Here is a 14961-nt window from a genome sequence, read left to right as displayed (position 1 = left end):
TGAATTCGAGAAGTGAGAGGCGGTTGGCGCCTGACGCGGCACCGCTATATATAGTGGCAACAAGGTGAGGTCAAGCGCAGGGTACTGCGCGACCTCAGCTTAAGGCTGCGAAAAAAGACTGGGTTCGGCCTGCACCAAAGCAAAGCGTGGCACCTGCTCGCCGTCAACCTCGACCGACTCCAGGAACATGCTCAAGGGGCGCACCCAAAAGCCGTAATCGCCATACAGGGCTTGATAGAACACTACTTCCTCTTCCGTCTCGGAATGCCGCGCCACGCTGAAAACGCGGTACTGCGGTCCCTTGTAATGCTGATAGAGCCCGGGTTGTAATTGCATGTTCTGGCCCTCGTGCAAAATAAAAAATATAAATCTTCAGAAAAACAAAAACCGGGGCACTGGGCCCCGGCTTCCATCAACGCAACGCTTAAACGCGTTCGAAGACGGTGGCAATGCCCTGGCCAAGGCCAATGCACATGGTGGACACGCCAAAGGTGCCGCCATTCTGCTTCATGACATTGAGCAAGGTGCCGGAGATACGCGCACCGGAACAGCCGAATGGGTGACCCAGGGCGATCGCGCCGCCGTGCAGGTTAACCTTCTCGTTCATCTTGTCGAGCACTTTCAAATCTTTCAGCACCGGCAGAGCCTGCGCCGCGAAAGCTTCGTTGAGCTCGAAGAAGTCGATATCGGCAATTCCCAGGCCCGCGCGCTTCAGTGCTTTCTGCGTGGCCGGTACTGGACCATAGCCCATGATCGCCGGATCCACACCCGCCACCGCCATCGAGCGAATCACCGCCAGCGGCTGGATACCCAGGTCCTGGGCACGCTGCGCCGACATCACGATCATGCACGAAGCACCGTCGGTGATCTGCGACGAAGTACCGGCCGTCACGGTGCCGCCCTTTGGATTGAAGGCCGGCTTGAGGGCCGCCAGGCTTTCCAGGGTGGTCTCGGGACGAATGGTTTCGTCGTAGTCGAACAGTTTCAGGAAACCATTCTCGTCGTAACCTTGCATCGGGATGATTTCGTCCTTGAACTTGCCTTCCACGGTCGCCTTGTGGGCGAGCTGGTGGGAGCGCAGGCCGAAGGCATCCTGTTGCTCACGGGTAATGCCGTGCATCTTGCCGAGCATCTCGGCGGTCAGGCCCATCATGCCCGAGGCTTTCGCCGCGTACAGGGACATGTGCGGGTTCGGGTCGACGCCATGCATCATGCTCACGTGGCCCATATGCTCGACGCCACCCACCACGAAGACGTCACCGTTGCCGGTCATGATCGCCTGCGCGGCGGTGTGCAGCGCGCTCATCGACGAGCCACACAGACGGCTGACGGTCTGGCCGGCCGAGGTGTGCGGGATCTGGGTCATCAGCGACGCCATGCGCGCGATGTTCCAGCCCTGCTCCAGGGTCTGGTTCACACAGCCCCAGATCACGTCCTCGACTTCCGCCGGATCGACCTTGGCGTTGCGTTCCAGCAATTTGCTGATCAGGTGCGCCGACATGTCTTCGGCGCGGGTATTGCGGTGCATGCCGCCCTTGGAGCGGCCCATCGGAGTACGACCGAAGTCGACAATCACGACGTCTCTAGGATTCAAGCTCATATATTCACTCTCGCTCTAGTAGGGGGCGCTTAACCGAAGAAGCTCTGGCCGTTCTTGGCCATCTCGCGCAGCTTCGCGGTCGGGTGGTACAGCGCGCCCAGATCGGCGTACTGGTCGGCCAGGGCAACGAACTCGGCAACACCGATCGAGTCGATGTAGCGCAGCGCGCCGCCACGGAATGGAGGGAAACCAATACCGTACACCAGGCCCATGTCGGCTTCGGCCGCGGTTTCGACGATGCCGTCTTCCAGGCAACGAACGGTTTCCAGGCACAGCGGGATCATCATCCAGTTGACGATATCCTCGTCAGTGACTTCACGCTGCTCGTACACAATAGGCTTGAGCACTTCCAGCACCGACGGGTCGGCCACCTTCTTCTGCTTGCCTTTCTTGTCGGCCTCGTAGGCGTAGAAACCCTTGCCGTTCTTCTGGCCCAGGCGCTTGGCTTCGTAGAGCACATCGATAGCCGAACGGCGGTCGTCTTTCATGCGATCCGGGAAACCTTCGGCCATCACGTCACGACCGTGGTGACCGGTGTCGATACCGACCACGTCCATCAGGTACGCCGGGCCCATCGGCCAGCCGAATTTTTCCATGACCTTGTCGATGCGCACGAAGTCCACGCCGGCGCTGACCAGCTTGGCGAAACCGCCGAAGTACGGGAACAGCACGCGGTTGACCAGGAAGCCCGGGCAGTCGTTGACCACGATCGGGTTCTTGCCCATTTTCTTGGCGTAGGCAACGGTGGTGGCCACGGCCAGCTCGCTGGACTTCTCGCCACGGATGACTTCGACCAGCGGCATCATGTGCACCGGGTTGAAGAAGTGCATGCCGACGAAGTTTTCCGGACGCTTGAGGGCCTTGGCCAGCAGGCTGATGGAAATGGTCGAGGTGTTCGAAGCGAGGATGGTGTCCTCCTTGACCTGGTCTTCGACTTCGGCCAGAACCGCTTGCTTGACCTTAGGATTCTCGACGACCGCTTCGACCACCAGGTCGACGTGGCCGAAGTCACCGTAGGACAGCGTTGGGCGAATGCCGTTGAGCACTTCGGCCATCTTCGCCGCGGTCATGCGACCTTTATCGACACGGCCGACCAGCAGCTTGGCGGCTTCCGCCAGGCCTTGCTCGATACCGTGCTCGTTGATGTCTTTCATCAGGATCGGCGTGCCCTTGGACGCCGACTGGTAGGCGATACCGCCACCCATGATGCCGGCGCCGAGTACGGCGGCCTGCTTCACGTCCTGGGCGATTTCGTCGTAGGCCTTGGCCTTTTTCTTCAGTTCCTGGTCATTCAGGAACAGGCCGATCAGGCTCTGCGCAGCAGAGGTCTTGGCCAGTTTGACGAAGCCTGTTGCCTCGACTTCCAGCGCCTTGTCACGACCGAAGTTGGCGGCTTTCTGGATGGTCTTGATGGCTTCGACCGGCGCCGGGTAGTTCGGGCCAGCCTGGCCGGCGACAAAACCCTTGGCAGTTTCGAAGGACATCATCTGTTCGATGGCGTTGAGCTTGAGCTTTTCCAGCTTCGGCTGACGCTTGGCCTTGTAGTCGAACTCGCCGGAGATGGCGCGCTTGACGGTGGCCAGGGCCGCTTCATGCAGTTTTTCCGGAGCGACGACAGCGTCGACCGCACCGACTTTCAGTGCGTCTTCAGCACGGTTTTCCTTGCCGGCGGCAATCCATTCGATGGCGTTGTCGGCACCGATGATGCGTGGCAGGCGAACGGTACCGCCGAAGCCCGGGTAGATGCCCAGCTTGACTTCCGGCAGGCCGATCTTGGCGCTGGAGGACATGACGCGATAGTCAGCTGCCAGGCACATTTCCAGACCGCCGCCCAGCGCGATGCCATTGATCGCGGCAACGGTCGGAACGTTGAGGTCTTCGAAATCGCTGAAAATCTTGTTGGCTTCGAGGTTGCCTGCGACAAGCTCTGCATCCGGCAGCTTGAAGTTGTCGACAAATTCGGTGATGTCGGCGCCGACGATGAAGACGTCCTTGCCACTGCTGACGATCACACCCTTGACCGACGCATCTGCCTTGATGGCGTCCACGGCCGAACGCAATTCGTTCAGGGTAAGACGGTTGAACTTGTTGACGGACTCACCCTTGAGGTCGAAATTCAATTCGACGATGCCACTTTCAAGAGCCTTAACCGTGATGGCTTTACCTTCGTAAATCATCAACTGATCTCCACGATATGGAAGCTGAACAGTACACGTCGGACGCTAACTTCTGACTCGGCAACGACGTTTCCATCGATGCTACGCCAATCCGCCAGGCACACCCGCCAACGCGATAGTCGGGATTCTGGAAGAGCCGTCTGGTAATACAAACGCTCAATTCATACGCCCGTTTGATTTGGGTACGCCACATTCAGGCAAAATCCGACAATTGTCAATCGCCCAAAAGGTTGTTTAAAACGCGACTTCTTAGTCATTCCAGACGGGCACGCACCATCAACAAGCTGGCTCATCTGAGGACATTCATAGAATCAATCTTTAGAAAAGTCGCCCTAATGCGTGGCCCCCATAACCGATTCGCGGCTACGCTGGCATGATCCTGGAGCAAAAATATGGATGCCTGGCCGAAAACCAGGCGTAAGATCAGCGACAACTCTCATCCCCGCCGCTCAGAACCTGGGGATCAGAAAGGATTTACCGGCCTGCCTGGCCAACCCAGCCCGACCTTGTCGGGCTTTTTATTGCCTGCTTTTCAATAACCTGTGCCATTGCAGCGTAGGTCATGCTTCACGCCAGCGCCTTGAGCACTGCGGCAATGTCTTGCAAAACACTGACTTCGCCACGTTCGCCCCAATACAAGACGATCATCTGCCGGTCGGCCTCGACCTTGAACACGTTGGCCGGCAGTGTGCGAAAGTGCTCGAGCAAAGCAGGATCCTCACAGACTTCCCGCCATTGGTTGACCCACACGCCCGGCGCACTTTGCCAGTAGGCCCAGCAGGCCGGTTGTGTGCCGCGCCGCGGCCGATGGTATTGCGCACAGGGGCTTGGAGGCTGCGGATCCATCCAGTGGGGCCACTCCTGAGGCGCCAGTTGCATGCCCAGGCCCATGCGGCGCGCCTCCATGCGCAGGGCGATCTGCCCGCTCTGGCGGCGCGACGGGCGCAGCCATGCCAGCGGGCTCAACACCACCGCGAGGATTGACACCACTATCCAGACCGTCATATCTGTACTCCCGATTCTTGATGAGCCGATTGATCCAGGTCGGAACCAATCCGCTTGAAACCAGCCATACTTGAAGCTATTGCAATCCTCAGGAGGAGCACCTCATGCCCTACCACCATATTCTGGTCGCCGTAGATCTAACCGAAGAGTGCGATCCTGTTATCCACCGGGCTCGCGAGCTGTCGGTCAGCAACAGCGCCAAATTGTCCCTGGTGCATATCGTCGAGCCGATGGCCATGGCGTTCGGCGGCGACGTACCGATGGACCTGTCCCAATTGCAACAGCAGCAGTTCGACCAGGCCAAGGAACGCCTCGATCGCCTCATCACCAAATACCCTGAGCTGTCCAAGGAATACAGCCACCTGACCTATGGCCAGCCACGCCAGGAAATCCATCATCTGGCCAAGGAACAGGAATGCGACCTGATCGTGGTCGGCAGCCATGGCCGGCACGGCCTGGCGCTGCTGCTGGGCTCGACCGCCAACGACGTGCTGCACGGCGCCCCTTGCGACGTGCTGGCCGTGCACCTGGTCAAACGCTGAGCCCGCCGGCGGAATGCTCCGCCCGCACCGGCCCTGCAAAAAGCCCGACATGAATGTCGGGCTTTTTTATTGCCGCCAGGTCACTCAGGCATCCAGCTCGGCCCAGCGCTCGACCATCACATCCAGTTCAGCATTGAGCTGTTCCAGTTGAGCGATAACCGCCGTGGTCTCGGCCGCAGGACGCTGATAGAAGCCAGCGTCGGCCATTTCCGCTTCCACGGTGGCGATCTGCTGCTCCATGGCTTCGATCTGGCCAGGCAACGCCTCGAGCTCGCGCTGCAACTTGTAGCTGAGCTTCTTCTTGGCCGCAGGCGCTTCCTGTGCCGCGGCAGGTGCCGCCGCCACAGGCGCAACCACCGCCGAGTTCAGCTCGGCCTTGCCCGACTTGTTCTCGGTCACGCCCAGCAGGCGTGGCGAACCGCCTTGGCGCAACCAATCCTGATAACCACCGACGTATTCGCGAACCTTGCCTTCACCTTCGAACACCAGGGTGCTGGTCACCACGTTATCGAGGAATGCCCGGTCGTGGCTGACCATCAGCACGGTGCCCTGGAAGGTCAGCAACACTTCTTCCAGCAGCTCGAGGGTTTCCACGTCCAGGTCGTTGGTCGGTTCGTCGAGCACCAGCAGGTTGGCCGGTTTGCTGAACAGCTTGGCCAGCAACAAGCGAGCACGCTCGCCACCGGACAGCGCCTTGACCGGCGTGCGGGCACGCTGCGGGCTGAACAGGAAATCCCCCAGGTAGCTGAGCACGTGGCGGCTCTGGCCATCGATATCGATAAAGTCGCGACCTTCGGCGACGTTGTCGATCACGGTCTTTTCCAGGTCCAGCTGGTGACGCAACTGGTCGAAGTAGGCCACGTCGATACGCGTGCCCTCCTCGACCTTGCCGCTGCTCGGCACCAGGCCGCCCAGCATCAGTTTGAGCAGCGTGGTCTTGCCGGTACCGTTGGCGCCGAGCAGGCCGATACGGTCGCCGCGCTGCAGGACCATGGAGAAATTCTTGACCAGGAACGGACCGCCCGGATGAGCGAAGCTCACGTCTTCGAGCACCATGACCTGCTTGCCGGACTTGTCGGCGGTTTCCAGCTGGATATTGGCCTTGCCGGTACGCTCGCGACGCTCGCTGCGCTCGACACGCAGGGCCTTGAGGGCGCGTACGCGGCCTTCGTTACGGGTACGGCGAGCCTTGATGCCTTGGCGAATCCAGACTTCTTCCTGGGCCAGGCGCTTGTCGAACAGCGCGTTGGCCGTCTCTTCAGCCGCCAGCACGGCCTCCTTGTGCACCAGGAAGCTGGCGTAGTCGCCGTTCCAGTCGATCAGCCCACCACGGTCCAACTCCAGAATCCGGGTCGCCAGGTTCTGCAGGAAGGAACGGTCGTGGGTAATAAAGAGGACGGCGCCCTGGAAGTCCTTCAGGGCTTCTTCCAGCCAGGCGATGGCGCCGATATCCAGGTGGTTGGTCGGTTCGTCGAGCAGCAGCAGGTCCGGTTCGGACACCAGGGCCTGGGCCAGCAGGACCCGACGACGCCAGCCACCGGACAACTCGGCGAGGGTCTTGTCGGCCGGCAACTGCAGGCGGCTCAGGGTGCTGTCCACCAGGGTCTGCAAGCGCCAGCCGTCACGGGCTTCGAGGTCGTGCTGGACGTGCATGAGCTTTTCCAGATCGGCATCGGTGACAATGTTCTGGCTCAGGTGGTGATACTGCGCCAGCAATTCGCCAACGCCATCGAGGCCCTGGGCGACCACGTCGAACACCGTCCGCTCGTCGGCCACTGGCAATTCCTGCGGCAATTCGCCGATTTTCAGACCGGGTGCGCGCCATACGGAACCGTCGTCGGGCTTCTGATCGCCCTTGACCAGCTTCAGCATGCTGGATTTGCCAGTGCCGTTACGGCCGATGATGCACACCCGCTCACCACGGGCGATCTGCCAGGACACCTTGTCCAACAACGGCATAGCGCCGAACGCAAGGGACACATCGCTGAATTTGAGCAGGGTCATGAGCTTCTCCAAAAACCGGGCGCGCATTCTACCTGAGTTGAGGCCTCAGAAGGCCGGCATTTTCATTCCTGAAGCACCCTGAACAACATTTGCAGCGAACTGGCGACAAGAGGCCGGCAAAGCTTTCACCCGCTGCTGGCAAAAGGCTAAGCTAGGGAATAATCAGTGTTGGCATTGTCGGCACTTGTCATGATTTCTCTGCCCGGATGTCTCATGCGCAGTCGCCTTTTCAGTCTTTTATCCTGCCTGCTTCTTTCTGCCTCTGCCGTGCACACCGCTCAGGCCGCAGACCTCTCACTCCAGCGTCAATATTACGATGAAGCCAAACGCGCCCTGGCCAAGGGCGACTCCGGCCCGTATTTCCGCTACAGCCAGGTCCTGGCCGACTACCCGCTCGAGCCCTATCTGGCCTATGACGAACTGACCGCCCGACTAAAGACCGCCAGCAACGCCGAGATCGAAAAGTTTCTCCGTGAACACGGCGACCTGCCCCAGGCCAACTGGATGAAACTGCGCTGGTTGCGCTGGCTGGCCGAACGCGGCGACTGGGCCACCTTCGTCAAGTATTACGACCCCAAACTCAACTTCACCGAGCTGGACTGCCTGAACGCGCAATACCAGCTGGGCCACAACCTCAAGGCCGAAGGTTACGCCGCCACCGACAAGCTCTGGCTCAGCGGCAAGTCCCTGCCCGCCACCTGCGACGCGCTGTTCGCCCAGTGGGCCGCCGAAGGCCAGTTGACCGAACAGAAGCGCTGGCAGCGCGCCAAACTGGCTGCCGAGGCCCGCAACTATCCGCTGGCCAATAGCCTGGTCAAAAGCATGACCACCCTCGCCCCTCAGGGTCGGCTGCTAGTAGACGTTGCCCAGAAGCCCGAACTGCTCAGCCAGCCGTCGCGCTTCACTCCGGCCAGCGAAGCCATGTCCGACGTGGTTGGCCTGGGTCTGCGCCGCCTGGCCCGCCAGGATCCGGACAGGGCCATGGCCCTGCTCGACGGTTATGCCAGCAGCATGCACTTCTCCCGTGACGAAAAAGTGGCGATCGCCCGGGAAATCGGCCTGACCCTGGCGCGGCGCTTCGACAGCCGTGGCCTTGAAGTGATGACCAAATACGATCCCGAGCTGCGCGACAACACCGTTTCCGAATGGCGCCTGCGCCTGCTGTTGCGCCTGGCTCGCTGGGAAGATGCCTACCAGCTGACCCGCAAGCTGCCCCAGGATCTGGCGACCACCAACCGCTGGCGCTACTGGCAAGCGCGCAGCCTGGAACTGGCCGAACCGCAGAACCCCCAGGCCCAGACCCTCTACAAAGGCTTGGCCAACGAGCGCGATTTCTATGGTTTCCTCGCGGCCGACCGTACCCAGTTGCCTTATCAGCTGAACAACAAACCGCTGGCGCTCAGCCAGCAGGTGATCAACAAGGTGCGCAATACGCCCGGCGTGCGGCGCGCCCTGGAGTTTCATGCCCGTGGCCAGATCGTCGATGGCCGGCGTGAGTGGTACCACGTCAGCCGTCATTTCAACCGTGACGAAATGGTCGCCCAGGCCAAGCTGGCCTATGACCTGAAATGGTACTTCCCGGCCATTCGCACCATCAGCCAAGCGAAGTACTGGGACGACCTGGACATCCGCTTCCCGATGGCCCACCGCGACACCCTGGTGCGCGAAGCCAAGGTCCGTGGCCTGCACTCGAGCTGGATCTTCGCGATCACCCGCCAGGAAAGCGCGTTCATGGACGACGCTCGTTCGGGCGTCGGCGCGGCCGGTCTGATGCAACTGATGCCCGGCACCGCGAAGGAAACCGCACGCAAGTTCAGCATCCCGCTGGCCTCGCCGCAGCAAGTGCTGAACCCGGACAAGAACATCCAGCTCGGCGCCGCCTACCTGAGCCAGGTACACAGCCAGTTCAACGGCAACCGGGTGCTCGCCTCCGCCGCCTACAACGCCGGCCCCGGACGCGTGCGCCAATGGCTCCGTGGCGCCGACCACCTGAGCTTCGACGTCTGGGTGGAAAGCATTCCGTTCGACGAAACCCGCCAGTATGTGCAGAACGTGCTGTCCTATTCGGTGATCTACGGCCAGAAGCTCAATTCGCCACAGCCACTGGTGGATTGGCATGAGCGGTATTTCGACGATCAGTAAGCGATAACGCCTCATAAAAAATGCCCGCAGCGATGCGGGCATTTTCGTTTCCAGCGCAAGGTCAGGACACAGACTGGCCATCGCTGAACTGCAAGGCCGCCAGGCGCGCATACAGCGGATTGCTGGCGATCAGCTCCTGGTGGGTGCCCACCGCCACCAGCCGGCCCTGATCCATCACCGCGATGCGGTCGGCGTTTTTCACCGTGGCCAGGCGATGGGCGATCACCAGGGTGGTGCGATTCTTCATCAGGCTCGGCAAGGCTTGCTGGATCAAATGCTCGCTCTGGGCATCCAGGGCGCTGGTGGCTTCATCCAGCAATAAGATCGGCGCATCCACCAGTAGCGCCCGGGCAATCGCCAGGCGCTGGCGCTGGCCGCCGGACAGTCCCAGCCCCGCGTCGCCGAGATGGGTCCGGTAACCCTCGGGCATGTTCTCGATGAAGTCATGGGCGTAGGCGATCCTTGCCGCCTCCCTGACCTGCTCCGGGGTGGCCGAGGGTTTGCCATAACGAATGTTCTCCTCGATGCTGCCGAAGAACAGCGCCGGGCTTTGCGACACCAGGGCAAAACAGCGCCGCACATCCTGCGGGTCGAGCTGGGTCAAGGGCACGCCATCGAGCAGGATCCGTCCCTGCTCCGGGTCGTAGAAGCGCAGCAGCAGATCGTAGAGGGTCGACTTGCCCGCCCCCGACGGCCCGACCAGCGCCAGGGTTTCCCCCTCGTGGATAGTCAGGCTCAAGCCATCGACGGCGTAACTGTCCGGACGCGACGGATAAGAGAAGCGCAAGTTCTCCAGCACCAGCTCGCCCCGAACCCGCTCGGGCAAGCTGGCCGGGCCGTCGCTCGGCGGCTGGATCAGGTTTTCCGAACGCAGCAATTCGGCAATCCGCTCCGCCGCGCCGGCGGCCCGTTGCAGCTCGCCGATCACCTCGCTCAGGGTGCCGAAGGCACTGCCGACGATCAGGCTATAGAAGACAAAGGCCGCCAGCTCGCCACTGGAAATGCGCCCGGCGATCACATCCATGCCGCCGACCCAGAGCATCACCCCGACCGCCCCCAGCACCAGCACGATCACCAGGGTGATCAGCCAGGCGCGCTGGACGATACGCCGGCGCGCGGTATTGAACGCCTCTTCCACCGTCTGGGCAAAACGTTGCTCATCCTGGGGCTGGTGGTTATAGGCCTGGACGGTCTTGATCTGGCCCAGGGTTTCCGCCACGTAGCTGCCGACATCGGCGATACGGTCCTGGCTCAAGCGCGACAGGCTGCGCACCCGGCGGCCGAAAATCAGGATCGGCACCAGCACCAGGGGCAAGGCGATCACCACGATGCTAGTGAGCTTGGGGTTAGTGACAAACAGCAGCACGATGCCGCCGATGACCATCAGCGCATTACGCAAAAACAGTGAGAGCGACGAGCCGATCACCGATTGCAGCAAGGTGGTGTCGGCGGTCAGCCGCGACTGGATCTCCGAGCTGCGATTGTTCTCATAGAAGCCCGGGTGCAGGTAGATCAGATGGTTGAACACCTGCCGACGGATGTCCGCCACGCAACGCTCGCCAATCCACGACACCAAGTAGAAACGCACGAACGTCCCCACCGCCAGCCCCAGCACCAATAACAGAAACAGGCCGATGGACTGGTTGAGCAAATCCGGCGACCCGGTCATGAAGCCCCGGTCCACCAACAGGCGGATGCCCTGCCCCATGGACAAGGTGATGCCCGCGGTCACCACCAGCGCCAGCAACGCCCCCAGGGCCTGCCAGCGATAAGGCGCGATGAAACGACTGGCCAGGCGAATCGCCCGGCGTTGACGCGAAGAAAGCATGAAGTTCATCCGGGAGCACACCTGGGAACGGCCCCGCCCCATTCACCGCCGCGTGATCCAGCAAGGCGATGAGGTTGAGCCCTGTTTGTCGGAACCGATTTTCCTGGAGCCTGTTTCTTGGAACCTGCATTTCCTGGAACCTGCATTTCCTGGAACTTAGGTAAATCAAAATGAGTCAGGTTAATTATGTCCGCCAACACTAGAGCCTAGATGCTATTGGTCTAAGGTCCGAGTGGAAGTCCACAGACATTTCTGTTGGACTGAGGACGCCCCGGATAGAAAACGCCGTAGTGGGACCTTGCAGGGAGTTGTCACAGCTTGGTCACCTGGCGGTTTTAAAGTAAGCGCACAACCTGATGAGGAGACAGGCCATGTCCTTGCAAAACAGCAGCAATGACAAGATTGAAGTGATTCGTACCCACCCCGACCAGTCTCTGGGATGCGCCATCATCGACGCTCAGGGTCGCGAAGTACCGATCACCGAAGACATGATCCAGAACGCCTGCCGCGAACTGGAAAAGCGACTGGTCAAGCCTGCGCAGCAAGATTGACACATAGCCTCACGTCCTCTTGACCCGGCCCTGAAGCCGGGTTTTTTATGCCTGCCGGATTCCTTGTCGCCCCGTCACAAACGACTGGGCTCGAGCCTTCAGCGAACCGACACCGCGCCCAAGGCCGAGACGATCTGCTGCAAGCCTGGCGCTTCGCCCTGGATGCGCACGGCCAACCCGTCGATTTCACGGCGCGGCGGATAACCCTTGCGCAACGCATCGAAGGCCGCGCGCTGCTCGGCCACGCTGCCCACCAGGCTGCGGCGGAAATCCGCATCGTCGCGCCGCGGGTCGTAGACCGCTCGGCAGATCATCGCCAGGGACCAGGCCGGGTCGCTATGGGCATCGAGGCTCACCTCCGACAACCATGGCCGGGGCAGCAGGTCGCGCAAATGAATCGCTTGCGGCTGCCCAAGGTCATCGCAGAGTGCCTGATAGATCTGCGCCGTCCCACGCTGCCGGCCATCGAGGCTGTAACCGGCGATGTGCGGCGTGGCCAGTACGCACAGGTCGGCCAGGGCCACGTCGACCTGGGGCTCGCCCTCCCAGACATCCAGCACCGCCTGCAGGTCTTCACGCTCGAGCAGCACTTCACGCAGGGCAGTGTTATCCACCACCGCGCCACGGCTGGCGTTGATCAGCCAGGCGCCGGGGCGCAGTTGCCGCAGGCGCTGCTTGTCCAGCAGGTGCCAGGTCGATAGCTCGCCGGCCTTGGTCAAGGGGGTGTGCAGGCTGATGACATCGCACTGGGCGAGGATCTGTTCCAGGCTGACGTAGTCGCCACCTTCCGCCACCTGCCGTGGCGGGTCGCAGACCAGGACCTTCCAGCCCAGGCCGCGCAGCACTTCGATCAGCCGTCCACCGACCTCGCCCGCGCCCACCACGCCGTAAGTGCGTTGCGTCAGGTCGGCGCATTCGATTTCCGCCAGGGTCAGCAGGCTGCCCAGCACATAGTCGACCACCCCGCGCGCATTACAGCCCGGCGCACTGGACCAGCGGATGCCCGCCTCCTGGAAATACTCGAGGTCCAAATGGTCGGTGCCAATGGTGCAGGTCCCGACAAACCGCACCTGGCTGCCCTCGAGCAGGGCGCGGCTGACCTGGGTCACCGAACGCACCAGCAGCACATCGGCGTCCTCGATGGCGGCGCGGTCGATAGCCCGCCCCGGGAAACGGCGGATCTCGCCGAAGCCGGCAAAAAAGGCATCGAGCAGGGGAATATTTTCGTCGGCAACAATCAGCATGGCAGGCTCCTTTCGCGGAGCCGCAGTTTAGGCGTAGAAGGCCGTTTGGGGCCAGCGAGCAATCCACTCCGTCAACCGCCGCCAGCACTTACAAATCGACAACAGAGGTTTTTTCCTGACTTATCCGTCAATGCGTAGAATACGCCGCCCTGCGCATCAACCCTGTGGACGCTTCGCCTGTGAATTCCTTGACCGATACTCCTGCCACTTCCCTCAACCGCCCGGCCCGGGTGCGCCTTGAACTGCGCAGCCTGCTGGCCCTGGCCTTGCCGATCATGATCGCGCAACTGGCGACCACGGCCATGGGCTTCGTCGATGCAGTGATGGCCGGACGGGTCAGCCCACGGGACCTGGCGGCGGTGGCGCTGGGTAACTCAATCTGGATCCCGGTGTTCCTGTTGATGACCGGCACCCTGCTGGCCACCACGCCCAAGGTGGCTCAGCGGGTCGGCGCCGGCACCTATGGCGAGATCGGCCCGATCGTGCGCCAGGCGCTGTGGCTGGCCCTGGCGGTCGGCCTGAGCGCCAGCCTGATTCTGATCAGTGCCGAGCCGGTGCTGCACCTGATGAAGGTCGACCCGACGCTGATCGGCCCCTGCATGGAATACCTGCACGGCATTGCCAGCGGCCTGCCGGCGGTGGCGCTGTATTACGTGCTGCGTTGCTGCAGCGATGCCCTGGGCCGCACCCGGCCAAGCATGGTCATCGGCCTGTTCGGCCTGGCCCTGAACATCCCCATCAACTACGTGTTCATTTATGGCCACTTCGGCGTGCCGGCCATGGGCGGCGTCGGTTGCGGCTGGGCCACGGCCATCGTGATGTGGGCGATGATGCTGGCCATGGCGGGCTGGACCCGCTGGGCCCCGGCCTACCAGAGCAGCCAGCTGTTCAAGCGTTTCGACTGGCCGCAATGGGCGGTGATCAAGCGTTTGCTGAGCGTCGGCCTGCCGATCGGCATCGCGGTGTTCGCCGAATCGAGCATCTTCGCGGTGATCGCCCTGCTGATCGGCAGCCTCGGCGCCACGGTGGTGGCCGGGCACCAGATCGCCCTCAACATCAGCTCCCTGCTGTTCATGATTCCGTATTCCCTGGGCATGGCGGTCACGGTGCGGGTCGGCCAGGCCCTGGGCGCCGGCAACCCGCATCAGGCGCGCTTCGCCGCCGGCGTCGGCCTGGGCGCGGCGCTGGCCTTCGCCCTGTTCTCCGCGAGCCTGATCCTGCTGCTGCGCGAGTCCATCGCCTCGATCTACACCCCGGACACCGCGGTGATCCAGGTGGCGGCGATGCTGATCGTGTATGCCGCGCTCTACCAGTTCTCCGACGCGATCCAGGTGATCTGCGCCGGCGCGCTGCGTGGCTACCAGGACACTCGGGTGACCATGGTCCTGACGCTGCTCGCCTACTGGGGCATCGGTTTGCCGGTGGGTTATGTGCTGGGGTTGACCGACTGGTTCGGCCCTGCCAGCGGCCCGAGCGGGCTGTGGGAAGGCTTGATCGCCGGCCTGAGTTGCGCGGCGCTGATGCTATCGATCCGCCTGGCGCGCAGCGCGCGCAAGCGGATCCGCATCAGCCGGGCGGCGGCTTAATCGGACTTCTTGCGAATCCAGTACAGATAGGTGCCGGCCTCTTCCTGCTGAGCAACCAGCTCATGGTCGAGGAACACGCAGAACTTGGGGATGTCGCGGCGGGTCGAGGGATCGGTGGCGATCACCTTGAGCAGGCCGCCGGGCTGCAGGTCACGAATATGCTGGTGCAGCATCATGACCGGCTCCGGGCAATTGAGCCCGGTGGCATCCAGCGTGCCGTCGACCGGCGTATCGATGATTTGACTCATAACTCACTCCTGAAACTGGCCGGCATTGTCGCGC

The 14961-nt window shown here is 62.0% G+C and carries 12 protein-coding genes; 4 read left to right on the top strand and 8 right to left on the bottom strand.

All coding sequences use genetic code 11. From position 1 onward, the window contains the following. Positions 1–99 precede the first annotated feature (99 nt). The 4 genes from BMY68_RS02260 to BMY68_RS02240 all read right to left on the bottom strand — a co-directional run bounded on the left by BMY68_RS02260 (position 100) and on the right by BMY68_RS02240 (position 4782). On the bottom strand, positions 100–336 hold the full coding sequence (locus BMY68_RS02260; RefSeq protein ID WP_007921312.1) for a DUF1653 domain-containing protein: 237 nt from the start codon (positions 334–336) through the stop codon (positions 100–102). A gap of 88 nt (positions 337–424) precedes the next feature. Continuing rightward, positions 425–1600 (bottom strand): acetyl-CoA C-acyltransferase FadA, encoded by a 1176-nt coding sequence (gene fadA / locus BMY68_RS02255; protein WP_007921313.1) that lies wholly within the window; start codon positions 1598–1600, stop codon positions 425–427. A 29-nt stretch (positions 1601–1629) separates the two neighbouring features. Continuing rightward, on the bottom strand, positions 1630–3777 hold the full coding sequence (gene fadB, locus BMY68_RS02250; RefSeq protein ID WP_009042975.1) for a fatty acid oxidation complex subunit alpha FadB: 2148 nt from the start codon (positions 3775–3777) through the stop codon (positions 1630–1632). A gap of 567 nt (positions 3778–4344) precedes the next feature. After that, positions 4345–4782 carry a hypothetical protein gene (locus BMY68_RS02240; protein ID WP_085530298.1) on the bottom strand — a complete coding sequence of 146 codons (438 nt, stop codon included), beginning with the start codon at positions 4780–4782 and terminating at the stop codon, positions 4345–4347. Positions 4783–4886: 104 nt separating this feature from the next. Here BMY68_RS02240 and BMY68_RS02235 point away from each other — a divergent pair, with 104 nt between their 5' ends. After that, positions 4887–5324: a universal stress protein gene (locus BMY68_RS02235; protein ID WP_007921319.1), complete on the top strand. Its 438-nt coding sequence runs from the start codon at positions 4887–4889 to the stop codon at positions 5322–5324. 84 nt (positions 5325–5408) lie between these two features. Here the strand turns inward: BMY68_RS02235 and BMY68_RS02230 are convergent, their stop codons facing one another. Further along, entirely contained in the window at positions 5409–7328 is a 1920-nt protein-coding gene (locus BMY68_RS02230) for an ATP-binding cassette domain-containing protein (RefSeq protein WP_007921321.1), read from the bottom strand. A gap of 213 nt (positions 7329–7541) precedes the next feature. Here BMY68_RS02230 and BMY68_RS02225 point away from each other — a divergent pair, with 213 nt between their 5' ends. Further along, positions 7542–9470, top strand: coding sequence for a transglycosylase SLT domain-containing protein (locus BMY68_RS02225; protein ID WP_062823101.1), 1929 nt, complete (start codon positions 7542–7544; stop codon positions 9468–9470). Between the two features lie 61 nt (positions 9471–9531). Here BMY68_RS02225 and BMY68_RS02220 read toward each other — a convergent pair whose 3' ends face one another. Next, positions 9532–11307, bottom strand: coding sequence for an ABC transporter transmembrane domain-containing protein (locus BMY68_RS02220; protein ID WP_175534802.1), 1776 nt, complete (start codon positions 11305–11307; stop codon positions 9532–9534). A gap of 362 nt (positions 11308–11669) precedes the next feature. Between BMY68_RS02220 and BMY68_RS02215 the strand changes: the two genes are divergently transcribed. After that, positions 11670–11849, top strand: a complete 180-nt coding sequence (locus BMY68_RS02215) for a PA1571 family protein (RefSeq protein WP_007921326.1) — start codon at positions 11670–11672, stop codon at positions 11847–11849. 98 nt (positions 11850–11947) lie between these two features. Here the strand turns inward: BMY68_RS02215 and pdxB are convergent, their stop codons facing one another. Further along, on the bottom strand, positions 11948–13093 hold the full coding sequence (gene pdxB, locus BMY68_RS02210) for a 4-phosphoerythronate dehydrogenase PdxB (RefSeq protein ID WP_085530297.1): 1146 nt from the start codon (positions 13091–13093) through the stop codon (positions 11948–11950). A gap of 179 nt (positions 13094–13272) precedes the next feature. On the opposite strand from pdxB, the gene BMY68_RS02205 reads away from it, so the two are divergent. Then, positions 13273–14679, top strand: a complete 1407-nt coding sequence (locus BMY68_RS02205; protein ID WP_085530296.1) for an MATE family efflux transporter — start codon at positions 13273–13275, stop codon at positions 14677–14679. Here the strand turns inward: BMY68_RS02205 and tusA are convergent. Then, entirely contained in the window at positions 14676–14927 is a 252-nt protein-coding gene (gene tusA, locus BMY68_RS02200) for a sulfurtransferase TusA (protein WP_038580637.1), read from the bottom strand. The genes BMY68_RS02205 and tusA overlap by 4 nt on opposite strands. Between the last annotated feature and the right edge of the window lie 34 nt (positions 14928–14961).

The sequence above is a fragment of the Pseudomonas sp. NFACC41-3 genome (genome assembly GCF_900109505.1).
In the GTDB taxonomy this organism is placed as follows: Bacteria; Pseudomonadota; Gammaproteobacteria; order Pseudomonadales; family Pseudomonadaceae; genus Aquipseudomonas; species Aquipseudomonas chlororaphis.
Note: the sequence above shows the minus strand (reverse complement) of the source record. Positions and strands in the feature narration are given on the sequence as shown.